This window comes from Pedobacter sp. AC190 (assembly GCF_979258025.1).
The window spans coordinates 2,284,892-2,308,076 of record NZ_OZ409824.1; the positions used below are offsets into that span (position 1 = coordinate 2,284,892).

General features: G+C 34.3%; 17 protein-coding genes. 5 read left to right on the top strand and 12 right to left on the bottom strand.

From position 1 onward, the window contains the following. The first annotated feature begins 33 nt into the window (after positions 1-33). A complete protein-coding gene (gene apaG / locus ACZZZI_RS10075; RefSeq protein ID WP_316754791.1) occupies positions 34-420 on the top strand; it encodes a Co2+/Mg2+ efflux protein ApaG in 387 nt (128 codons plus the stop codon). Between the two features lie 491 nt (positions 421-911). Here apaG and ACZZZI_RS10080 read toward each other — a convergent pair whose 3' ends face one another. Continuing rightward, positions 912-1,607, bottom strand: a complete 696-nt coding sequence (locus tag ACZZZI_RS10080) for a zinc metallopeptidase (RefSeq protein WP_316756816.1) — start codon at positions 1,605-1,607, stop codon at positions 912-914. An 86-nt stretch (positions 1,608-1,693) separates the two neighbouring features. Between ACZZZI_RS10080 and ACZZZI_RS10085 the strand changes: the two genes are divergently transcribed. Further along, on the top strand, positions 1,694-2,830 hold the full coding sequence (locus tag ACZZZI_RS10085; RefSeq protein WP_463489343.1) for an NAD(P)/FAD-dependent oxidoreductase: 1,137 nt from the start codon (positions 1,694-1,696) through the stop codon (positions 2,828-2,830). Positions 2,831-2,855: 25 nt separating this feature from the next. Here ACZZZI_RS10085 and purU read toward each other — a convergent pair whose 3' ends face one another. Next, positions 2,856-3,695: a formyltetrahydrofolate deformylase gene (gene purU, locus ACZZZI_RS10090; protein WP_463489344.1), complete on the bottom strand. Its 840-nt coding sequence runs from the start codon at positions 3,693-3,695 to the stop codon at positions 2,856-2,858. 117 nt (positions 3,696-3,812) lie between these two features. On the opposite strand from purU, the gene ACZZZI_RS10095 reads away from it, so the two are divergent. Further along, the gene (locus ACZZZI_RS10095; protein WP_463489345.1) at positions 3,813-5,186 is read left to right on the top strand and encodes a DNA recombination protein RmuC; all 1,374 of its coding nucleotides are present in this window, start codon (positions 3,813-3,815) and stop codon (positions 5,184-5,186) included. A gap of 53 nt (positions 5,187-5,239) precedes the next feature. On the opposite strand, the gene ACZZZI_RS10100 is transcribed toward ACZZZI_RS10095, so the two are convergent. The 4 genes from ACZZZI_RS10100 to nadA form a co-directional block, all read right to left on the bottom strand. Then, positions 5,240-5,956 carry a trypsin-like serine protease gene (locus ACZZZI_RS10100; RefSeq protein WP_463489346.1) on the bottom strand — a complete coding sequence of 239 codons (717 nt, stop codon included), beginning with the start codon at positions 5,954-5,956 and terminating at the stop codon, positions 5,240-5,242. A 38-nt stretch (positions 5,957-5,994) separates the two neighbouring features. Beyond that, the gene (thiL, locus tag ACZZZI_RS10105; RefSeq protein ID WP_344768344.1) at positions 5,995-7,035 is read right to left on the bottom strand and encodes a thiamine-phosphate kinase; all 1,041 of its coding nucleotides are present in this window, start codon (positions 7,033-7,035) and stop codon (positions 5,995-5,997) included. A gap of 97 nt (positions 7,036-7,132) precedes the next feature. Beyond that, positions 7,133-8,359 carry a dicarboxylate/amino acid:cation symporter gene (locus ACZZZI_RS10110; RefSeq protein WP_463489347.1) on the bottom strand — a complete coding sequence of 409 codons (1,227 nt, stop codon included), beginning with the start codon at positions 8,357-8,359 and terminating at the stop codon, positions 7,133-7,135. 42 nt (positions 8,360-8,401) lie between these two features. After that, positions 8,402-9,400 carry a quinolinate synthase NadA gene (nadA, locus tag ACZZZI_RS10115; RefSeq protein ID WP_463489348.1) on the bottom strand — a complete coding sequence of 333 codons (999 nt, stop codon included), beginning with the start codon at positions 9,398-9,400 and terminating at the stop codon, positions 8,402-8,404. Positions 9,401-9,848: 448 nt separating this feature from the next. Here nadA and nadB point away from each other — a divergent pair, with 448 nt between their 5' ends. After that, entirely contained in the window at positions 9,849-11,435 is a 1,587-nt protein-coding gene (nadB, locus tag ACZZZI_RS10120) for an L-aspartate oxidase (protein WP_463489349.1), read from the top strand. 82 nt (positions 11,436-11,517) lie between these two features. After that, positions 11,518-12,033, top strand: a complete 516-nt coding sequence (locus tag ACZZZI_RS10125) for a gamma carbonic anhydrase family protein (protein ID WP_463489350.1) — start codon at positions 11,518-11,520, stop codon at positions 12,031-12,033. 1 nt (position 12,034) lies between these two features. Here ACZZZI_RS10125 and ACZZZI_RS10130 read toward each other — a convergent pair whose 3' ends face one another. The 6 genes from ACZZZI_RS10130 to ACZZZI_RS10155 all read right to left on the bottom strand — a co-directional run bounded on the left by ACZZZI_RS10130 (position 12,035) and on the right by ACZZZI_RS10155 (position 22,952). Next, positions 12,035-13,669, bottom strand: a complete 1,635-nt coding sequence (locus ACZZZI_RS10130) for an Ig-like domain-containing protein (protein WP_463489351.1) — start codon at positions 13,667-13,669, stop codon at positions 12,035-12,037. Between the two features lie 121 nt (positions 13,670-13,790). Next, the gene (mnmG, locus tag ACZZZI_RS10135; protein ID WP_463489352.1) at positions 13,791-15,653 is read right to left on the bottom strand and encodes a tRNA uridine-5-carboxymethylaminomethyl(34) synthesis enzyme MnmG; all 1,863 of its coding nucleotides are present in this window, start codon (positions 15,651-15,653) and stop codon (positions 13,791-13,793) included. Between the two features lie 146 nt (positions 15,654-15,799). Then, the gene (locus ACZZZI_RS10140) at positions 15,800-17,662 is read right to left on the bottom strand and encodes an ABC-F family ATP-binding cassette domain-containing protein (RefSeq protein ID WP_316754815.1); all 1,863 of its coding nucleotides are present in this window, start codon (positions 17,660-17,662) and stop codon (positions 15,800-15,802) included. A 282-nt stretch (positions 17,663-17,944) separates the two neighbouring features. Further along, positions 17,945-18,580 carry a GIN domain-containing protein gene (locus tag ACZZZI_RS10145; protein ID WP_463489353.1) on the bottom strand — a complete coding sequence of 212 codons (636 nt, stop codon included), beginning with the start codon at positions 18,578-18,580 and terminating at the stop codon, positions 17,945-17,947. A 417-nt stretch (positions 18,581-18,997) separates the two neighbouring features. After that, entirely contained in the window at positions 18,998-19,435 is a 438-nt protein-coding gene (gene ybeY, locus ACZZZI_RS10150) for an rRNA maturation RNase YbeY (RefSeq protein WP_463489354.1), read from the bottom strand. A 199-nt stretch (positions 19,436-19,634) separates the two neighbouring features. Next, entirely contained in the window at positions 19,635-22,952 is a 3,318-nt protein-coding gene (locus tag ACZZZI_RS10155) for a DUF4175 family protein (protein ID WP_463489355.1), read from the bottom strand. Between the last annotated feature and the right edge of the window lie 233 nt (positions 22,953-23,185).

Below are 23,185 nucleotides of genomic sequence, written 5' to 3' on the forward strand. Positions count from 1 at the left end.
TGAAAAGCTTTTTGTACATTCGTATAAATCATCATGGTTACAGCAATTACAGATGGAGTTAAGGTTTCGGTAGAAACGATATATCAGCCAGAATATTCGAATCCGGCTAACGAGCATTTTATGTTCGCTTATCGTGTAGAAATTTCTAATCTTTCTGATTATCCAGTTCAGTTAATGCGCCGTCAATGGTTTATTTTCGATTCAAACAGCAGTAGCCGCGAAGTAGAAGGCGAGGGTGTGGTTGGTTTACAGCCAATTATTGAGCCTGGTGAAAGTCACGTTTATGTTTCTGGATGTAATTTAAAAACAGATATGGGCAGCATGCAGGGGAAATACTTAATGAAACGCATTGTAGATGATGCCGAATTTGATGTAGATATTCCTGAATTTCAGCTGGTAGCACCTTATAGGTTAAACTAATTTCTATATTTTTTTTTGTAAAATAAAGCTTTGCGGTATTGGCGGCCGCAAGTCGCGGTACCGTTGTTGCAGTTCAGCAGAGAAATCTCAAGATTTTAAACAAAGCTATATCTGTGAATACAGAAGCTATCTCTTTACCCTAATTTTAAAGATTTCTCCATAAAGTATAAATGAATAAGGGGTTTTAAATTCTTGCTCATCAGAAAACCGAGAAGTACTATTTTTGCCCATTAGCCCCGACATAAACGGAAATTCTTTTGGTTGCGTAAACTTTAATTTACCACTAAAAATCGCCCAAAAGATTGAAGTATTGGCGGTACTGTATTAACAAAAGTACCACAGGTTTTCCGCTTCAAATCTTATAAACCATTAATTTATTTCGCTGAGCGATCCATTCTATAAAAATTGAAAACATAGGATGTTAAATGCGAAAGCGGCCGAAAAATTAATTCCGAGCCGCTTTTCAATTTTCATAAGTAGATGAAAATATTTTAATCTCTGCTTCTTCCGAAAAGCATTGATGCATAGTAAAGTAAATTGGCCAATGCGCCAACGGCTGCAACAACGTAGGTCATGGCTGCCCACCAAAGGGCGTCTTTAGCCTGTGCATTCTCTTCCTGCGTTTGCATTACGCCATTGTTGTTTTTTAACCAGGCTAATGCCCTGTTGCTGGCATCGAACTCGACTGGTAGTGTAACAATGCTAAATAGGGTTACCAAAGCTAAGCCTACCACTCCAATTGCCAAAACGATTGGTGTAACTGCAAATACAAGCAACATTACGCCTAATAATAAAACCCATTGCAACAAATTCGACGATATGCTTACCACTGGAACCATTGTACTGCGCAGATTAAGCCAGGTATATGATTTTGCATGTTGAACCGCATGACCGCATTCGTGTGCTGCAACTGCCGCCGCTGCTACGCTTCGGCTATAATAAACATCGGTACTTAAATTTACCGTTCTATCTGATGGATTGTAATGATCTGTAAGTTGCCCTTCGGTACTCATCACTTTCACATCGAATATGCCGTTATCGTGCAGCATTCGCTCCGCCACTTCCTTACCCGATAAGCCCGAGCTTAATTGCATTTCTGCGTATTTAGAAAATTTGTGTCTAAAACGCCATTGTACAAACATGCTCAGTAATAATACCGGGACTATTATAATTAAATAAATTCCCATTTTCTTGTGTGTATGTTTTTCAGATACATATATATCAAAAAGCGTTCCCATATTGTAAGGCGTATAAAATGTATTATTTTTATAGCATGGCTAACGCATTATCTTACTGGGAAAAGACATCTTTTTTTGATTACGATGTTGTTGTAATTGGCAGTGGAATTGTTGGTTTAAATGCAGCAATTCACCTTAAAAAATCTTCGCCTTCTTTAAAAATTTCGGTTTTAGAAAGTGGCTTTTTACCAACGGGTGCAAGTACTAAAAATGCAGGTTTTGCCTGCTTCGGCAGTATTTCTGAACTGATTGAACAGGAAAGAATTTGTGGTACAGATGGTTTGGTGAATTTAATCGAAACCCGATGGAAAGGTTTACTAAAACTGAGGCAATTACTTGGTGACAGAACAATTGATTATAAGCCTTTCGGTGGGTATGAACTATTTAGAGAAAGTGAAGTTGATTTGACCGAACAGTGTGTATCTAAAATTGAACATTTTAATAAACTTATTGAAACGATAATTGGATTAAATGCTTTCTATTTAAAAAACGAAATTATAAAGACGTTTGGGCTAAAAGGTATAAAAAATTTAATAGCAAACCGATACGAAGCACAGATTGATACAGGGAAAATGATGTTTAACCTGCTTCAATATGCTCAACAAATCGGCATCTCGATCTTTAATAATTGCAAAGTAGAAAAAATAGTTTCTAAAAATTCTGCTGTTTTACTCAAAACCAAGGATGGAGATTTTAGTTGCAAAAAGGCAATTGTTACTACAAACGCTTTTGTGAATACATTAATACCCAATTTGGATGTTACTCCTGGTCGGGGTCAGGTTTTAGTTACCAAACCTATTAAGAATTTAAAAATTAAAGGCACTTTCCATTACGATAAAGGCTATTATTATTTCCGAAATATTAATGGAAGGGTTTTGTTAGGTGGAGGTAGAAATTTGGATTTTAAAGCCGAAGAAACAACTGAATTCGGACAAACTGATGGTGTACAATCTACATTAGAAAATTTACTTCGAGAAGTTATTTTACCCAATACAGATTTTGAAATAGAGCATCGTTGGAGCGGAATTATGGCTTTTGGAAAACAAATTAATCCAATTATTACTGAAGCCAAGCCCAACGTTTTTTGCGCTGTTAGGTGTAATGGGATGGGCGTAGCAATGGGTTCGCAAACTGGTGCAGATGTCGCCGAATTGGTTTTGAAAAGTTTATAAGCTTAATTGCTTTCGGTGAATGCTACTATTTAAACACAATCGTTTTATTTCCACTTACAAAAACACGATCTTCGAAAATAAGTTCTAAGGCTTCTAACAAAACTTTTTTCTCAATTTCTTTTCCTGCACGAATCATTTCCTTTACACCAAAATTATGGTCGACATGTGTAGTGTGTTGAGTTATTATTGGGCCTTCATCCAAATTTTCGGTAACAAAATGAGCTGTAGCCCCAATAATTTTTACACCTCGCTCAAAAGCTTGCCTGTAAGGGTTTGCACCAATAAAAGCTGGTAAAAAGGAATGGTGAATATTGATGATTTTTGCTGAATAATCCTTCACAAAATCTGAAGATAAGATTCTCATAAACTTCGCTAATACCAAATAATCGGCATCAAATTGATTTATTATTTCTTTTACCTGCTTTTCGAACTGACTTTTATCTTTATCAATATGGGTAACATAAAAATAAGGAATACCTAGTTTTTCGGTAAAATCTCTTAATTCTTCATAATTACCAATTACGGCCTTAACATTTGCTCCCAATGTTTTAAATTGATTTTTAATCAGTATTTCAGCCAAACAATGGTATTCTTTAGTTACTAAAACAACAATTTGTTTTTCCTTTTTAGTAATGAGGGTAACTTCTGCTTCATCAGGCAAATTTTGTAATAATTTTTCTTTAAGTTTTTCGGTTTCTTCGAAAACTCCAGTACAAGCTATTCTGGTAAAAAAGGCTTTGTTTTGTTCATCAACAAATTCTCGCATGGCGATAATATTTAATTGATGGCTAGCCAAAACCCTGGTAATATTGGTTACTAAACCAACTTGATCGGGACAGGAAATAAGAATTGTTAAATCATTCATTTGCAATATAGAAAGCTCAATTATAAATATTTTTTTTCGTTATATCCATCTCACATTAACTAATATTTTTTGGTATATCTGTTTTTAATATTCATTTTTACTAAAATTTTTATCATTATGGAAGTTACTGGTATTGCTTTACTAATCGTTATTTTAATTGTTTTGGTGCTTTTGTTTTTAAAGAAACCACAGGCAGCTATTTCTTTAATTTCTATTGAGGATTTTGAAAAATTAAAGGGCGAAAATGAAATGCTAAAAATTAATTTAGCTAAGGCAGATGAACGTGTTTCTAATTTATTGGCTGAAAAAGAAAATATAACTCTTTTACTTAAACAGGAACAAAAACGCTTAATTGACGAATTACAGGCAGAACGAGATCGGCTTGCAGATGCTAACCGTGAATTGGAAAGTACACGTTCTTTTTACATAGCAGAAAAAGAAAAACTGATTGAGCAAAAAGCCAGTTTAGAGCAGAACCAGGAGAAGTTTAATAAAGATTTTGAATTAATTGCTAATAAAATTTTAGAAGAGAAATCGACTAAATTTGTTGAACAGAATAGAACAAATCTGGATATTATTTTAAATCCACTAAAAGAAAATATTAAAGCTTTTGAAGATAAGGTAGAAAAAGTTTACAAAGCGGAATCGGATGAAAGAAATACCTTAAAAGGTGTAATTTCTTTGCTTATGGATCAAAGTAAACAAATTCAAGAAGATGCAAATAACTTAACTAAAGCATTAAAGGGCGATAGTAAGAAGCAGGGAAATTGGGGTGAAGTTATATTGGAAAAGGTTCTAGAACGCTCTGGTTTAGTTCGCGATCAGGAATATCGAATTCAGGCTTCGCATACCTCCGCCGAAGGCGGGCGATACCAGCCAGATGTGGTTATAGATTTACCTGATGATAAACATCTCGTAGTTGATGCTAAGGTAAGTTTAGTTGCTTATGAACGTTCTGTATCTGCAGAGACTGAAGAAGAGCGTGAAGGCCATGTAAAAGCGCATCTAGCTTCCATAAAAAATCATATTCAGGAATTATCTGCAAAGAACTACCAGGATCTATACAAAATTAATTCTCCAGACTTTGTTCTGCTCTTTGTTCCGATTGAATCTTCTTTTAGTATCGCTGTACAAAAGGATGCCGAGTTATTTAATTTTGCCTGGGATAGAAAAGTAGTAATTGTAAGTCCTTCAACTTTGCTGGCTACATTGCGCACCATTGCCAGTATGTGGAAACAGGAAAGGCAAAATAGAAATGTATTTGAAATTGCAGAGCAAGCAGGATTTCTCTATGAAAAATTCGTCGGCTTTTTAAAAGACATGGAAGATATCGGGAGACATATCGGCTCAACACAAAAAGCTTATGATGGAGCATTCAATAAACTAAAAGAAGGCTCTGGTAATATGATTAATAAAATTGAAAATCTTAAAAAGCTAGGGGCTAAAGTGAAAAATAATAAACAAATTGATATTAAATATTTGGAGGAATAGGACAGTTTCGGCGGATGAGGACACCCACCGAGTGTGGAATATAAAGCTGACTCTTAATATTTTTTTTGATGCAAATTTTCTAAAAATACCTTTAATCCAATGATAGCGCAAGGAGCAAAATATGATTTTCCAGAATCTGGATCAGTTGTTTTACCTGATACAATACCAACAACTTTACCATCTTCGTCAACAACTGGTGCTCCGCTTAGTCCTCCGAACTGTTCAGGAACAATAATATCTTTTAATAAAATGCGCTTACCAATCGTTTTATAATATTCAAATTCATAAATTCTCTGTTCACCATTTTCCATTTTTCTTGTCCACCCAACAACATAAACTTTCTCACCAGAAATTAAAGGTTTTTCTCTTATTTCAAGCGCTTTTGCTTTCGAAAAGTTGTTTTTTAATGAGAAAACCAACCAATCATCATCATAAGTCGATTTTTCTAGGATTGGCTCTTTCTTGTTTTCATTCAATAATTTATCAATTATAACATTTTCTGATGGTTTGTTTAAAACGTACAAGCTCCACCTTTTTATTCCATTCTCAAATGAAACTCCTTCCATTTGCGGGGATTTGATAAATTTTAATAGATGTTTAGCTGTAATTCCAAAAGTATCCTTATCGAATTTCAGCAAAAAGGCACAACCGAACTTTTGTTGGTCATATTTGGAATCAATAAAATCAATTTTATTTAAAAAAGGGATGTCATCAAATTTTTTAGACGAACTTTTTTCCTGACTAAAGCAGTTTGCGATGTAAATAAACATCAAAGCAATCAGACAGATTGATCTCATTTTATTCTAATTTACTTATTAAATGCGTTCCAACCTTGGGCCTTTAATTCGTGAACATTATTAGATTTAGAAACCATTTTACAGCCAGAGTTTTTATCAGTTACATGGCCAATTACAGTAATGTCTACGTCGTGCTTTAATTTTTTATAGTCTTCCTGAGAGATGGTAAACAACAATTCATAATCTTCACCACCGCTTAAAGCACAAACTGTTGGGTCAATCCCCAACTCGCGAGCAGTTTCATAAGTCATTGGATCTAAAGGAATTTTCTCTTCGTATATGGTAATTCCTTTATCACTTTCAGTTGCTAGGTGCAAAATTTCAGAAGCTAAACCATCTGAAATATCGATCATAGAAGTTGGTTTAATATTCATTTCTTCCAAAAGCGCAACAATATCCATACGTGCTTCTGGCTTTAATTGTCTTTCTATTATATAATCTTTCCCTTCTAAATCTGGCTGAATTTGTGGGTTTTCTAAATAGATTAATTTCTCTCTTTCTAAGATTTGAAGGCCAACGTAAGCACCACCTAAATCGCCAGAAACACAAAGCAAATCATTTTCCTGGGCACCATTTCTATAAGTTACTTTATCTGCATCGGCGTAACCAATGCTGGTAATGCTAATTACCAAACCTTGTTTGCTTGATGAAGTATCGCCTCCAATTAAATCGATGTTGAATTTATTACAAGCTAATTCAATTCCTTTATAAATTTCTTCGACAGCTTCTAGTGGAAATTTACTCGACAAACCAAGTGAAACCGTAATTTGACTTGCTTTTCCGTTCATTGCATAAATATCACTAAGGTTAACCTGAACTGCTTTGTAACCCAAATGCATTAACGGCACATAAGCTAAATCGAAGTGAATACCCTCAAGTAATAAATCAGTTGAAACTAAAATTTGTTTCCCTTTAGCGTCTAAAACAGCCGCATCATCGCCAACACCTTTTACTGAATAATCATTTCTTATTTTAAAATTAGTGGTTAGGTGTTTTATTAAACCAAACTCGCCTAACTCATTTATATCTGTACGCTCCTTATTTTCAAACATATTCTTATTTTTTGCAGTAAAAGGGCAAAGCCCCAATTTCTTTAAATATCATTTAAGTAAAATATACGCTGAATTACTCAGCATAAAGATTTCTTGCTTATAACTTACTTTCCATCCAGTTTTTTCCTTCAGTAAATCTGGCAATTAACATAGCAGCAACATTATCTCCAGTTGCATTTAATAAAGTAGCCATCGGATCTACCAAAGTTCCAATAATCATAGCTGGTGGCAAAGCTTCGGGCGGCAATTGATAGGCAGAAATCATCAATAATTCGCCAATGTAACCTCCGTTAGGTATTCCGCCTTCTACAATGCTTACTAAAACCGTAATTCCCAATGCTAAAATTATGGTATCCACATGTACTAAATCTTTTCCAAAAATGGCAAAAACTACAGCAATTTTTATAATTGAACTAATACTCGAACCATCTTTATGTAAAGTTGATCCTAGTGGAATGGTAACATTTGTTATGTAAGCAGGAACGCCCATTTTTGTAGTTCCTTCTAAATTTGCTGGTATTGTTGCAATACTGCTACAAGTGCCTACAGAGGTTAAAGAAGGTACAATATTATTTTTCCAAAAAACTTTTATCGCTTTAAAACCGCCTGCAATAAATGCATATAAAGTAAAAAAAACTATAAAATAAAATGCGCCCAATCCGTAGTATAAGCCTAAGGCTTTTGCATATGTGCCGAAAAGTTGGGGACCGAAAACGCCAACCTGGTAAGCAAAATAAGCACCTAAACCTATTGGTCCTAATTTCATAATTAGGATAATAAGTTTTTTCATTACTTCATTTCCAGATACTAGAAATTTCTTAAAACCATCACCAGCTTCTTCCGCATATAAGGTAGAAAAACCAACTAAAACTGAAAAAATTATGAGCGCCAGCATATTTTTTCGGCTCCCAATTTCATAAAATTCTCCAACAGTTAAAAGTTGCGTCATTTGTTCTCCAACTGATTGAATTTTTTCTGTTTCAGTAGGTAAAACGCTAGTTACTAATTGCTGATGGATAGGAAAAACCCAAGTGGCAACAAGGGTTAACATAGCAGATATTAAAACTGTTGACAGGAAAACCAAAACCATAACAGTTAATAATTTTCCTAGTTTTTTAGATCTATCTATATTCGCAATTGCTGATGAAACCGCAAAAAATACTAAGGGAATAACGGCAGTGAACAACAGATTTAAAAATATATCACCTAATGGTTTTATACTTTCAACACTTTTCCCGAAAACTAAACCAACTATACTTCCAACAGTTATACCTGCCAAAAGCCACAATAAGCCTGCGTAATTTTTAAGAATGTTGTTTTTCATTTTTTATTTTCTTTTCTCCATTGCGAGGCAATGAAAGCTTTTTTAGAGTCCTAATTCTGCAGAAATATCAAGCATTCTCTGAATTGGTTTACGAGCCTGTTCTATAATATGTTCAGGAACATTTACTTCTGGCGAGCTATTTTTAAGACATAAATATAGTTTTTCTAAAGTATTTCTTTTCATATACGGACAATCATTACAGGCACAGCTGTTATTCGGCGGTGCTGGAATAAATGTTTTATCTGGACAGGCTTTCTCCATTTGGTGGATAATTCCACTTTCTGTAGCAACAATAAATTCAGTTGGTGGATTAGAAATAGCATATTTTAAAAGGCCTGTTGTTGAACCAATGTAATCGGCCATTTGTAAAACAGCATCTTCACACTCTGGGTGCGCAATAAATTTAGCATTCGGATGGCGTTCTTTCAGCTTCGTAATTTTCTCTTTCGAAAAAATCTCGTGAACCATACAAGCCCCATTCCACAACACTAAATCTCTACCTGTTTTTTTTGCAACCCAGGCACCTAAATTTCTATCTGGACCGAAAATTATTTTCTGGTCTTTAGGTAAACTTTCTACAATTTGAACAGCATTTGTCGACGTACAAACAATATCACTCAAAGCTTTTAGCTCAGCAGTACAATTTACGTAAGTGATAACCAAATGATCTGGATATTTCTCTTTAAATATTTTAAAAAGATGAGGTGGACAGCTGTCAGCCAAAGAACAACCTGCTTTCACATCTGGCAATAAAACCTTTTTTGAAGGCGATAATATCTTTGCTGTTTCGGCCATAAAATGCACGCCAGCGAATACAATTACCTCAGCGTCAGTTTTCGCAGCTTCTTGAGATAAACCTAAACTATCACCAATATAATCAGCAATATCTTGAATATCAGGTTCTTGATAATAATGCGCTAAAATAATCGCATTCTTTTCCTTCTTTAATTTTTCAATCTCAACAAATAAGTCAAGCGTAGGATCAATTTCTTCTTCTACAAAACCTTTTTTGTTAATTTCTTCTAAGACATCTATGTTCATTTGTAATTTTCCTTTTTTGAATTTTGACGTTGGTCAAAGATAAAGCTTTCCACGTCTCAATAATTAATAAGTTATTTTAAATAAATAAATCTTGTTTGTTTATTAGTGTGTTAGTATTGTTGGCAAGTTTCGAAAATTTATTCTTTTATATAAGTTGTTAATCGTTTACTAACATTTAGATTACATTTTTATAATATGATAAGATTGATTTTCAGCACTATCGAAAAATGACTTAAATTTTATCAATATTGGAATGTTAATTGTTTATAAGTGTGTGAAAAGTTAATTACTTGTACAAAGGTGCTTAAAAATTGAGTAAAAGATTGTGGCAAATTGTCTTTTTACAGTAGCTTTAAACATTCAAATTTATTTGTTAGCATTATTTCTACATAAAGCTAACAGTTGTTCTATAGTTATCAACATCGTTGATAAAGTAAATGTTTTTTAAATGAGAAAAGTAGATTTTCTGGTAATTGGTTCAGGTATAGCGGGTTTAAGTTTTGCACTTAAGGCTGCCAAGTTTGGGAAGGTTTTAATCGTCACCAAATCAAATGAAGATGAATCTAATACAAAATATGCTCAAGGCGGTGTAGCAGTTGTTGTAGATAAGGATGATTCTTTTGAAAAACATATAACAGATACACTAATTGCTGGCGATGGTTTGTGTGATGAAAAAATAGTGGAAATCGTTGTAAAAGAGGGGCCTCAACGAATTCAGGAGATCATTGACTATGGTATAAATTTCGATAAAGACAACTCTGGTTTTTATGATTTAGCAAAGGAAGGTGGTCACTCGGAGCATCGTGTTTTACACTATAAAGACATCACTGGCTATGAAATTGAACGGGTACTTTTAAATGAAATTCACGAGAATCCGAGCATAGAGATATTAACACACTACTTCGCACTAGAGTTAATTACCCAGCATCACCTTGGTGAGTTTGTTGATAAGCGTAGTGAAGTTATTAACTGTTACGGTATATATGCCTTTAACACAGAGCTTAACGATGTGGAAAAGATTGTGGCAAACGTTACGGTTATGGCTTCTGGTGGCGCGGGACACGTGTATTCTGCTACCACAAATCCTGTTATTGCAACTGGCGATGGTATGGCAATGGTTTACCGCGCAAAAGGAAAAGTGAGAAATATGGAGTTTATTCAGTTCCATCCAACAGCTTTATACCATCCTGGAGAGTATCCATCTTTCTTAATTTCCGAGGCAGTCAGAGGTTTTGGTGGGGTTCTTCGTCGTAAGAACGGTGAAGAGTTTATGCAAGAGTATGATGAGCGTAAATCGTTAGCACCTCGTGATATTGTAGCCAGAGCGGTGGATAATGAAATGAAAAAATCGGGCGATGATTTTGTTTATCTGGATATCACTATGCGTAAGAAAGCTGATATTTTAAAGCACTTTCCTAATATATATGCTAAATGCTTATCTATTGGTATAGATATGACAAAGGATTTTATACCAGTTACACCAGCATCTCATTACATGTGTGGAGGTATATTAGTAGATGAATATGGTCGTTCATCCATAAAAAATCTTTATGCATGCGGAGAATGTTCTTCGACGGGTTTACATGGCGCCAATCGCTTGGCTTCAAATTCTTTACTCGAGGCTACCGTTTTTGCTCATCGTATTTATCAGGATGCGGTCGAAAATTTTGAAAAGAATATAATTCCTGAAAATATTCCTGAATGGGATTCTAAAGGTGTAACACAAACTGATGAAGACATTTTGGTAACGCATAACCTTCGCGAACTGCAAAAAATTATGGGTGATTATGTGGGAATTGTTCGCTCAGATTTTCGTTTAGAAAGAGCACATCGCCGATTGTTTTTAATCTACCAGGAAACAGAGGAATTTTATAAAAAGAATAAGGTTTCTGTTAAACTTTGTGAATTGAGAAATGTAATTCAAACCGCTTATTTGGTGATTAAATCTGCCATGCAACGTAAAGAGAGTCGTGGTTTACACTATACCACAGATTATCCAAATCATGCAGAAGAATTAATTGACACAGTATTTTAGTTTTTTTGTTTCTGGTTTGTTAGTTTTTTAGACTTACAAATAAGCTATTCAAATAAAATAATTAAAAACAAAAAACTATAATATGCCCTTAATACTACCCGTTAAAAATAAATATCCTGAAATAGGAAAAGATAATTTTATTGCAGAAAACGCTACAATCGTTGGCGATGTTATACTTGGCGATAACTGTTCGGTTTGGTTTAATGCCGTTATTAGAGGCGATGTAAATAAGATTACCATTGGAAATGAATCAAACATTCAAGATGGTGCTGTAATTCATGCAACATACTTAAAAGCTTCCACACACATTGGCAGTCGTGTATCCGTTGGGCATAATGCAATTGTGCATGGTTGTAAGGTACAAGACAATGTTTTAATTGGGATGGGAGCAATTGTAATGGATCATGCTGTTATAGAAGAATATTGCATTATAGCTGCTGGTTCTGTAGTTTTAGAAAATACAATTTGCGAAACAGGTCATCTGTATGCTGGAACTCCTGCTAAAAAAATAAAGCCCATCACTGAAGAGCAAAGGGCTTTATTAAATAAGTTACCAGATAATTATATTATGTATTCAGGCTGGTTTACCAATCCTTAATTTATTTAGGTTCTGGAATTGTTAAGGTGTTTTCTACTTCCCAGTTCGGTCTAATTGATTGTTCTTCTAGTGAATACCAAATCTTTTCTGGCTGAGTACCTAATTTTACATTTCCTGTATCCCAGACACCATTTTTATTTTCATCATAAATAACTCTTACAAAATATTTACCTGAGGCAAAATTGGCTAATAGAATTCTTGTCTTTTTATTGATAACATAAGATTTTATAGGTACTTTTTTTTCGTTAATAAACTCTACAATATAATTCTTAGTTGTATCAGGGACTTGAACGGTTAAAGCTCGTGTTCCATAATTTTCTGTAGGTTCTAAAGTAAATTTCTTAGTAAATTCTTTATTCTTTGCGTTAAATATTCCAGTAAATGCACCAGCTGTAAACTTCAGATCATACGTTCTTTTTACTTTCCAAGGAAAGGTAATTTTGTATTTTAAAAAGTTTGTGCTATCCTTTATCAGTACGAAGTTTGTTCTTTTAATAGAATCATCAAGCAAAGTTATTTTAGAAGCATCTGCAGCACTAATAGGCAGTGGGAATGTTAATGTATAACTTTGATAAGGATTCAGTTTGCCATTATTTGTATTGTCGATAGGGGTAAGGTCCCTTACATAAGTATCCTTTTTACCACGATTTATGTTTATGGTTTGCAGTAGTTTTCCCTCATCTTTTATGGCAACCTTAATTGAATCAAAACTTAAATCGTTAAGCCAAACTTTAGCAGTATCGTTAGATAAATTAAACATTACTCTTTTTCCTTCATCAACAGATGCAGGTTCTGTAATCGTTAAAGTGGGCTTTTTTAACTGTTGCGTGAAGGTTAAAGATAAACTACCATCCGTATTTATTTTTCTTTCCAGAACCCTAAATTCAGGAGCAGTTTCTTTAAAAACCTTTAAGTTAATGTTCTCATTATTCTTCCCAATTACGATAGGATCTTTCACAAAACCAACTTCGTCTGATGTTTGCTGATAAATTTTGTCGCCACCAGTTGCTTCTTTTAGTGCATATATTTTATAAGTTCCTGCTCTTAAATTATTTAATTTAAAATTACCCGAGCTATCTGTTAAGGTATAAATTGAAGGTCTTTTTTTTCCAAACAAAGAATCTCTTTCTGCTGGAAGTATAAATACGGTGGCTTCTAGCTCAGCTTCACCTGTTAATGCACTAGTTACCTTACCAGCTAAGCTTAATGAATCTATTTCGTTGCCCGTAGAAAAAACATAACTTAAATTTTTGATAACATTACTTTCATTAATATCGGCAATAGCTTTACCAAAATTTAATGTGTAAGTCGTATTTTTCTCTAATGTATCTGGCAAGGTAATTTCTAAAGCTTTCTTTTTAATTTTTAATATTGGCGCTTTTTCTAATTCTGGCGAGATAGAAAATTCTTTTGTTTCATTCTGAATCTTAAAATATTCATCAAATTCTATAACTATTTTTTTAGCACTAAAATTCTTTGTCAAATTTTTTGGTGTCATATTTAAAACTTTTGGTGGAGTACGATCCTGTGGTCCGCCAGTTACTGGTTGGGGAGAGGCACAACCAAAAAGTTGTAGAATAATTGCCAGGGCAATAAAACTTATAAGGTTAAAATATTGAGATTTTAAATTTGGCATATTTTAAGCGTTTTAACGCATTTTTATTGTTTTTGGAATCTTAATATTAAAAAATGTTTTTTTTTGATTGTATAGCTTTAATTAAAGTCTATTTATTTTTAGTTAAATAATTGATTATCAGCTACTTATTAATGTAGACCATTAAAACTGATATATCTGAAGGTGAAACTCCGGAAATTCTTGATGCTTGACCTAAAGTACGTGGTTTTATCTTAAATAATTTTTCCCGAGCTTCTTTTGATATGGAAACTATTTTATTATAATCGAAATCGGACTTAATTTCTTTGTCTTCCATCTTAAGCATTTTCGCTACAATTTCATTTTCTTTTTCAAAATAGCTTTCATACTTAATCTTAATTTCAGCTTGTTCAATCGTTTCGTTATCTAAATCCTTTGTTACTTCTGCTAAAGGTTTGCTTACTTTAATTATGTCTTGCAAGCCAACGTGTGGTCTGGCTATTAAACTATTTATTTTTACATTTTGATTTAGAGGACTTGAACCTAAACTCTCAAGAGTTGCATTTACATCGCCCATTTCAATACCCTGTGTTTTAGTAAATTTAACCAAGGCATCAGCTTTAGCAATTTTTTGGTTTACTTTTTCTAAACGTTCGTCAGAGATTAAACCCAATTCATGACCAATAGGAGATAGGCGAATATCTGCATTATCTTGTCTTAACAACAAGCGATGCTCAGCTCTTGAAGTAAACATGCGATATGGTTCTTCGGTTCCTTTAGTTACCAAATCATCAATTAAAACGCCGATATAACTATCTGATCTTTTCATGATCAGTTCGTGTTTATCAGTAATTTTTTGATGTGCATTTATACCAGCCATGAAACCCTGGCAAGCTGCTTCCTCATAACCTGTAGTACCATTAATCTGACCAGCTAAAAATAAATTACTGATTAACTTAGTTTCTAATGTTAACGATAATTGAGTAGGTGGAAAGAAATCATATTCAATAGCATAACCTGGTCTAAACATTTTTGCTTGTTCGAAACCTGGTATTAATCTTAATGCTTTGAACTGTACATCTTCTGGAAGAGAAGTCGAAAATCCATTTACATAAATTTCGCAAGTATTCCATCCCTCTGGCTCTACAAAAATTTGATGTCGATCTCGTTCAGCGAAACGGTTAATTTTATCTTCGATAGATGGACAATATCTCGGGCCTAAGCCTTTAATTCTCCCCGTAAACATCGGCGATTTTTCGAAGCCTTCTTTTAAAGTTTCGTGTACATCACTGTTTGTATAAGTAATCCAACAACACCTTTGATCAGTCGAAACTTCGGTATCAGTGTACGAGAATTTACCAGGATTTTCATCTCCCCACTGCTCTTCCATTTTGGTGTAATCTAAGCTTCTTCCATCTACTCGGGGTGGGGTACCAGTTTTCATTCTACCAGCTTCCATGCCCAGTTCTACTAATTGTTCAGTAATACCAGTTGATGCTCTTTCAGCCGTTCTACCACCACCAAATTTCTTTTCGCCAATATGCATTACACCGTTAAGGAAGGTACCATTTGTTAGCACAACAGCTTTACTTTCTATCTCTATACCTAGTGAAGTTTTTACGCCATATACTGTATTATCTTTAACCAACAAGCCAACAACGCTATCTTGCCACATATCTACATTTGGTGTCTTTTCAAGAGCTAAACGCCATTCTTCCGCAAACCGCATTCTATCTATCTGCGCTCTTGGACTCCACATTGCTGGGCCTTTAGATTTGTTGAGCATTCTGAATTGTATCGTCGATTTATCAGATATAATACCTGAATACCCACCCATAGCATCAACCTCACGAACGATCTGCCCCTTTGCTACTCCACCCATTGCTGGGTTACAACTCATCTGGGCTATGGTGCCCATATTCATTGTTATTAATAAAACAGATGATCCTAAATTGGCAGCAGCAGCGGCAGCTTCACAGCCAGCGTGGCCTGCACCAACAACAATCAAATCGTATTTTGAAAACATTTTATCTTTTATTTATTCAATTGTTCCACGTGAAACAACTTTGTTTTTAATCTTTTACTCAGAAAACTTGCTCGTTAAATTCATTTTAATTTTAATGTTCCACGTGAAACATAACGTAGAAAACCAATTAGAATTGCTTTAAAGTTTTACTCTGAAAGCTCCAACCATCGCATGGTAAATTCGTCAAGTTTAAGTTTTAACTTTTCAATTTCATCAGAAACTTCTTGAATTTTTACATAGTCTGAAGCATCAATTTTAAGTAAGTTTCCAGTTAATTCAGCTATTTTATTTTCAGTTTCATTCATTCCTTTTTCGCTGTCGTCAAGTTCTTTTTGTTCTTTAAAACTTAACTTTTTTGCAGCTTTAACAGGAGCTTGTTCAATGTCGGTGGTGACAGGTTTTTTAACTTCAGTCTTAACTTTTGGTTGGTCTAAACTTAAACGATATTCTGAATAGTTACCATTGTAAATCTTCACAACACCTTCGCCTTCCATAATGAAAAGCTGATCACTCATCTTATCAAGTAAGTATCGATCGTGAGAAACCAACATCAAAATTCCAGGAAAGTTTTCTAAAAATTCTTCCAATACATTTAAAGTGTCAATGTCTAAATCATTAGTCGGCTCATCCAAAATCAGGAAGTTTGGATTCTGCATTAAAACCTTCATTAGGTTCAAACGCTTCTTTTCGCCACCACTTAACTTCTCCACCATGCCATGTTGTTTCTTAGGCGGGAAGAGAAAAAGCGTTAATAGGGCAGAAGCTGTAATCACAGAACCATCGGCCATTTTAATATATTCAGCATCTGATTTTACAATGTCGATCACTCTTTCTTTTGGATCGAATGTTAAACCACCTTGTTTGTAGTAACCAAAAACTGTGGTTTCTCCAGTGTCAACCGTGCCTGCATCAGGACTTAATTGACTAGTAATAATATTTAGAAGCGTAGATTTACCCGTACCGTTTTTACCAGCTAAACCAATTCGATCTCCTTTTTTGAAAGTATAACTAAAATCATTGATAATCGGACGCCCATCAAAGGCTTTTGCAATATGATCGATCTCAATAATCTTCCCGCCTTGGCGAGACATCTTCATTTGGAGGTTAATAGTCTGATTATCAGACTTTTTCTTTGTTTTTTCCTCTAAATCGTAAAATGCATTGATTCTGGCGTTAGATTTTGTTCCACGTGCCTGCGGCATGCGTCTCATCCACTCTAATTCTTTCTTTAATAACTGTTGGTTCTTATGTTGAACTGTAGCGTCTAACGCTTCCCTTTCTGATTTCTTTTCTAAATAGTAAGCGTAATTTCCATTGTAATTGAAAATCTTTCCTCTATCCAATTCTACAATGGTATTACACACATTGTCTAAGAAGTACCGATCATGGGTTACTAATAGAATTGTTTTTTGTCCTGTGGTTAACAATTTCTCCAGCCACTCAATAGTATCAATATCCAAATGGTTGGTGGGCTCATCTAAAACTAAAATCTCAGGGTCTTCAATTAAAAGCTTAGCAAGCGCCAAACGTTTCTTTTGTCCACCAGAAAGCGTAGATATTTTTTGTTGCAAGTGAGTAATGCCCATTCTATTCAAAATGGTTTTAATCTCATGCTCATATTCCCAAGCATTATGCTCACTCAATTCTTCATATAATCGATTAAGTGTTTTCTCGTCAGGATTAGGATCTTCAATCAATTCCTCATACTCCTTAATCAGCTGCTGCTGCTTATTTTCTAAAGAAAATATATGATCGCTGATGGAGAAACCTTCTGTAAATTGAGGTTCCTGATCTAAAAAACCGATCTTAACAGCTTTATTTTTTACAATCTTACCTTCGAGCGGAGGGAACCTTTCTGCCAATAATTTCAAAAGTGTACTCTTACCAGCCCCATTAATTCCTACCAACGCAACACGCTGACCAGAGTTAATGCCTAAGGTTAAATTTTTAAATAGCCATTCATCATGATAACCATGACCTAAGCCTTCTGCCGCAATTAGTGTGCTCAATTTTTGTGTATTTCGGATTTATAAAGGAAAATTAGTGCAAAAGTACGGATAAAATTTTTGGAACAACGTAAGCATATTTTAAAGAGCTTCTGTATCTACTAAAAATGGCAAAATATTGATTGTTTCCCATGAATACTTAACCACAAATGAAAAGGATCTGCATGGATAATTTATTTATTTAGCATATTAAACACTTGTTTTATAAACGAAAACAGCGGCTGGAATCGCTCCGCCGCTGCTTCAATCATTAACTAAAACTAAACTTTATCTTTATTTTGTTGCCTAGAAAAGAGTTTCTAAGAAATCAACTTTAATATCTTCATATCTGTTTGCACTATAAGTTGCAATAACTGGCGCAGTGCTAACATTGCTATTACTAGCGGTAAAATCATTCATGCCCACCTTAGCAAATGTGCCCAAAACAGCACTATAAGTTTCGGTAGAACCACTTAACACTAGGTTAGCAGTGCCATTAATACTTGTGCTCAGGTTTACCGTATTCGCTTTAATATCTGCAGTTGCCGCATCATTTAAAACCACATTTAAGTCTAATAAATTAAAGTTTCCTGCAGTTTGAATAGTAGAAGTGTTAGAGGCTTCAATAGATGAAACATTGTTCACATGTGCAATAACCGTAAGTGCTTCTTTAGTGAATGAGCTGATTCTTAACTCACCATTTTGCTGCTGCACTAAAGCGTTTTTAGCAAAGTAGTTATCGTAAACTTCAACACTTTCCTTAGCGTCCTGAATCAAAATCAATTTAACGTTACCGCTGATTTTAATTTTGCTGATATTTTTAACCGAAGTTAAATTGGTGTAATTAGTATTGTTTTCTGTAGCGTTTGCGGCTACACTTGCAGTACCTAAAATAATTGTTGTTAAAGCTGCTGCAAATAATGTTTTAATAGAAGTTTTCATAACCGTATATTTTTAATTTTTTAAATCTTTTTGTTGTTGTTTTGAATATAAGACTGCAACAAGAAGAAAAGGTTGCACGCAGATTTGCGGTAATATACCAGCGTAGACTAATTATCGACGAACGCCTGTAACTATTAGACGAACAGGAAGAAAAATTTTTATTTGAAAAGCAATTTTCGGAGATAATAGGGAAGAGCAGCCCCGCTTTTTACTTCAACAAAAGCAGAAAAAGCTTTTGGTTACAATCGGGTTTATATCGTTGTGGTATAGTAACTTATATGAACAGTTTCCACTCAAACGAAAATAACATTGTTTTTTTGGATGTATAATTCATTCTAAATCAATGCGAATGGGAGGAGGTTCTATTGCGAGAAAAGAAGCAATCCACTTCAATATCGACGAGAACGGAGGAGAAATTTAAACTAAATCAACATCACTTCTATAACCTAAATATTCATCTTCTTTCTGAGTCATTAAGGCTTTGGCTGTTTTACCTTTATCCTTATAGCCAAGTAAATGTAGGGTTCCATGAATCATTATGCGGCAAACCTCATCAAAATCGTTTGTTTTAAAAATTTTTGCATTCTCTTTAACACGTTCAATACTGATGAAAATATCGCTCACAATTTGTTTTTCCACTTCAGAATTATCAAAAGTGATAATATCTGTGTAGGTATCATGGTTTAAGTACTGTTGATTAATACCCAAAAGGTATTCATCGCTGCAAAAAATGAAATTAAGCTCCTGTAATTTGAATCCTTCTTTTTCAATGGTAGCTTTAATCCACTTTTTAACCTTTAATTTCTGAGGAAGATTGTAATTGATGGATTCTTTAAAAAAGGAAATTGCAGGCATAATAGAAAAGTTTAAGACGGCAAATTTAAGAAAATATTAGTCGTCTTTGTCATTCTGAACGCAGAGAAGAGTTTCCCAGCAATGGAAATTAATTTCGAACAACTCAAAAATAGAACTAGTCGATGAATTTGAAGTGCTAATGTGTTTAGGATTCTTCGTACTTCAGAAGGACATTCAGTAAAACAAATCTCTGGCCAACCTACCTTACCATATTTAACGATTTCAAATATTCGGCAATCTTATTTTTGTAATAATAGTTTAACGATGGTGGTAATTTTTGCAACATATCACTTCCGTTTTTCTGCTGCTGATTATACTGTTGCAACATTTTTTGGTATGATGGCGGAAACTCCTTTGCTGCTTTACTTTCGCGTTTAGAATCCTCTTCCTGGTCGCGTTCTGCTTTTTCGGCATCTAACAGTTTGGTTAACAGTTCTTTCTGTCTGTTTAAAGTTTCTTGCTGTAAACGTTTATTAACCAAATCGCTTTCCGTCTCTTTCATTTCCTTAATGGCCTCGTTAAGATTGCCCATTTTGCCAGATCCATCTTTATTTTCTTCACGATTAATTTTTTCCAGCGCCTGTCGAATCATTTGCTGTTGTTGCGCCATTTTACCAAATTCCTGGCTCATTTGGCCTTTACCTACAGTACCTTGATTACCGCCCGACTTCTGCATCTGCTCGCGGGCTTTCTGCATACTCTTATTCAGTTGTTCCTGCATTTGCGAAAGCTGTTTCATACCCTGTTTTTGCTTTTTACCGCTGCCAGATTTAGAATTCTTTTGCATATTCTGTAATTGGTTTAAAGCTTCACTCAACATCAAATTTAAATTGTTAATAGATGTCATGGTAAATTGCTGGTAACGATTTGCTTCAGGCGTTCTTCTTTCGCCTAAACTTTCTAAACTCTTATTAAGATTAAAATTAATTTTATTCATCTCCTCATTCACTGTCGATTCGATTTGAGGAACACGTTTGCTTAAGCTATACAAACTATCGGCAATAGTTTTAAGGTTATCTTTAATGCCTCGTTGCTTTTGCACATTTGTCGTATAAGAAGGATCAGCCTGATTCATTCTTTTTAAGGCTAACATTACTTTTTCCTGCTCAAAAGAGGTATTCAAAAGGTTTTCCAGTAAACGCCGTAACTCTTTAGCATTTAGGTTATTCTCCATTTCCTCTCCTTCTTGCTGCATTTCACTCATCTTTTTAGATAACTTTTCCATTTGTTCGCCAGCTTTTTGCTGTTTCTGACTAGCACCTTTCGAGTCTTTTTTATCTAACGCCTCTTTACTTTCTTGTTGTTCTTTTTCTATATCCTGAATATCTTTTTCTGGGCTTTCGAATGGATTAGGTCTTTCCAGAGATTGATTTTTTTCTTCCAGCTTCTTTAAATCCTCTTTCAAATCTTTCATCTCTTTGTTTAGCGCATCCTGCTTTTGCTTTAGTGCCTCGTTATCCTGCTTTTTACCAGCGGTTTGTGCTGAAAGTTCTTTTTGGTCTTTAGCCAGTTCATTTAAACGGTCTATATCGTTTTGAAGATTTTGCTCAAATTCTAACTGCTTGTAAAGCTCTAAAATCCTATCAAGCTCGTTTTTTAGCGTTTTATTATCCAATTGCATTTTCGAAAGCTCGTTTTGCGTTTGGTCTTTATTCTTCTCATTCATCAAATTTTGAAGTTTTTGCAAAAGCTCTTTCGTTTTTTCATCCAGCACATTATCAAATAAATCTTTAATCTGCTTTTGTTTTTCTAATAACGCTTCATTTTGCTTCTGGTCTTCATTTTGCTGAATGTTTTTATCATTCTGAGCCTTAATTTCTTTCACAGCATCGTCCAGCTGCTTTTGTTTATCAAGTAAGGCTTCTATTTGTTTTTTATCCTCAAACGAAATCTGTTTCTTGTCAATTAAACTTTCAGCAACCTTTTTACTTTCCTTTTCAATGGTATTTGCTAATCGAATGGCCGATTGCATTTTCTGTTTAAGCGCCTGATTATTAGCACTCACTTGCTCTGCCGACTCCTTTTTGGTGGGTTGCTTAAAAGTTTTAATTTCAGAACGAGTGATTTTATAGCCATTAACGCCGTCATTATCAGCTACTTCAAAATAATACTCAATTTCTTGTCCTGGTTTTGCAGTAACGGCTTTCAAATCCCAAAAATAGAAAAAAGTACTTTCCGTAACCTTTTCCTTAATGGCTATGTTTTTAGTAAACGAGTTAATAATTTTTTTATTCTCTTTAATATTATACTTAAAGCTTAATCTACTAAAACCATAATCATCCGTTACCTGACCATTAAAATACAAAGCTTTATTACTTATCGAATCAGTTTTTTCTTCAACAGAAATACCAGGCGATTGATCTTTAATTACGGTAATTTGGTGAGATAAGGAATCTCTCAGCATTACAAAATCATTTTTTGGAGTAATACTATATTTAGAATTATTTTTAATTGTCGCCTTAAAGGCCGAAAAGTCGTTTTCGATTTTCAAAACATGCTCCGAATTATTTAAAACAAATAAAAGCGCATTGCTTTTACCTGTTTTAAAGCTCCATGTTACCTGCGTTCCTTCGGGTAAAAGCAAATCGCCTACATTGGCAATTACTTCAGCTTTCTTAGCCAAGTAAGGTGGATAACTTAAAGTTGCTGTTGCATTTAGCAATTCAGGCCTAGGTTTAACGGTTACCGTAAAAACGGAAGAGCTAAAACCGCCACCTTTGAAAATCAGTTTTTTATCACTTTGTATATTTTTAATATTGTAATTAAACTTGCTTATATTCTCTTTATCAAGCTTATACGTGTTTTTTGCGTCTTCCACGTACACTTCGGCAGGTAATTCATTGCCAACCAATTTCAAGTTTAAAGTAAAATCATCACCCTGTGTAACCGTTAAGTTTTTATTCAAAACAGAAAAACTAAAAGGCGCTTTGGGTGCAATATATTCATCATATTTAAGAAAGCTATTCGTGCCTTCGCGTAAAATTGCGGGCGCTATAATGGCAATCAGTAAAATAACCGAAAGCGGGATGAAAAGATATTTCAGGTATTTTTTATTGTCATTTATCCGAACAGCACTATAAAATGGAACAGGCTTTAATTCCAGAATTTTTTGGTCGATACTGGCTAAAATCAGCTGATTATTTTCTGGTCGATTTTCAGATAACTGGTGCAACTGCAAGGTATTTAAAAGCTTATCCTTAATATCAGAAAAATGATTTCCAATAATTACCGATGCCTCATCGAAAGATAAGTGTTTACCCAATTTGAGCATCGCAAGCAATGGTTTTATAATTAAAAAACCAACTAAAAAAATACCGAGCAATAAATATGTAAAAAAAATAAAGGTTTTAAAACCAGTAGAAGGATTAAGGTAATATAGGCTTAAAAAAACCAGCAGATACAACGCAAGCAGAATTGCGGCGGCATAAATGCTACCCCGCAAAATCTTATTCAAATAAAATTTTCGGATAAATTCATCTATTTTTTTAAGTAAATCGCTGTAGTTACTACTCACCATATCACCGTAAATGTAAAAATTGTTCCAATCAATTGAAAGAATCCTGCATTAAGGTAACGCGTTTATTTCAAATAGTTTATTTCTTGGTGGTTAAATATAATTTAGAAAAACAATGTACCGTGTTTCATAGCAATTTCAGTCCCGCTTTTTGTTCCAATCTTTTTTTCAACTTCTGTCGTTCGGTCCATAATCGTTATTTCGAAGATCAAAGACATCGCAATTTTTTTCGTCCG

Excerpts from the sequence above, each read along its gene's own strand:
- nadA (WP_463489348.1), bottom strand. The coding sequence starts at position 9,400 with ATGAACATAGATGTCTTAGAAGAAATTAACAAAAAAGGTTTTGTAGAA.
- purU (WP_463489344.1), bottom strand. The coding sequence starts at position 3,695 with ATGAATGATTTAACAATTCTTATTTCCTGTCCCGATCAAGTTGGTTTA.
- mnmG (WP_463489352.1), bottom strand. The coding sequence starts at position 15,653 with ATGTTTTCAAAATACGATTTGATTGTTGTTGGTGCAGGCCACGCTGGC.
- ACZZZI_RS10095 (WP_463489345.1), top strand. The coding sequence starts at position 3,813 with ATGGAAGTTACTGGTATTGCTTTACTAATCGTTATTTTAATTGTTTTG.
- ACZZZI_RS10110 (WP_463489347.1), bottom strand. The coding sequence starts at position 8,359 with ATGAAAAACAACATTCTTAAAAATTACGCAGGCTTATTGTGGCTTTTG.
- ACZZZI_RS10155 (WP_463489355.1), bottom strand. The coding sequence starts at position 22,952 with ATGGTGAGTAGTAACTACAGCGATTTACTTAAAAAAATAGATGAATTT.
- thiL (WP_344768344.1), bottom strand. The coding sequence starts at position 7,035 with ATGTTTGAAAATAAGGAGCGTACAGATATAAATGAGTTAGGCGAGTTT.
- ACZZZI_RS10085 (WP_463489343.1), top strand. The coding sequence starts at position 1,694 with ATGGCTAACGCATTATCTTACTGGGAAAAGACATCTTTTTTTGATTAC.
- ybeY (WP_463489354.1), bottom strand. The coding sequence starts at position 19,435 with ATGCCTGCAATTTCCTTTTTTAAAGAATCCATCAATTACAATCTTCCT.
- ACZZZI_RS10080 (WP_316756816.1), bottom strand. The coding sequence starts at position 1,607 with ATGGGAATTTATTTAATTATAATAGTCCCGGTATTATTACTGAGCATG.
- ACZZZI_RS10130 (WP_463489351.1), bottom strand. The coding sequence starts at position 13,669 with ATGCCAAATTTAAAATCTCAATATTTTAACCTTATAAGTTTTATTGCC.
- ACZZZI_RS10100 (WP_463489346.1), bottom strand. The coding sequence starts at position 5,956 with ATGTTTATTTACATCGCAAACTGCTTTAGTCAGGAAAAAAGTTCGTCT.
- apaG (WP_316754791.1), top strand. The coding sequence starts at position 34 with ATGGTTACAGCAATTACAGATGGAGTTAAGGTTTCGGTAGAAACGATA.
- nadB (WP_463489349.1), top strand. The coding sequence starts at position 9,849 with ATGAGAAAAGTAGATTTTCTGGTAATTGGTTCAGGTATAGCGGGTTTA.
- ACZZZI_RS10145 (WP_463489353.1), bottom strand. The coding sequence starts at position 18,580 with ATGAAAACTTCTATTAAAACATTATTTGCAGCAGCTTTAACAACAATT.
- ACZZZI_RS10125 (WP_463489350.1), top strand. The coding sequence starts at position 11,518 with ATGCCCTTAATACTACCCGTTAAAAATAAATATCCTGAAATAGGAAAA.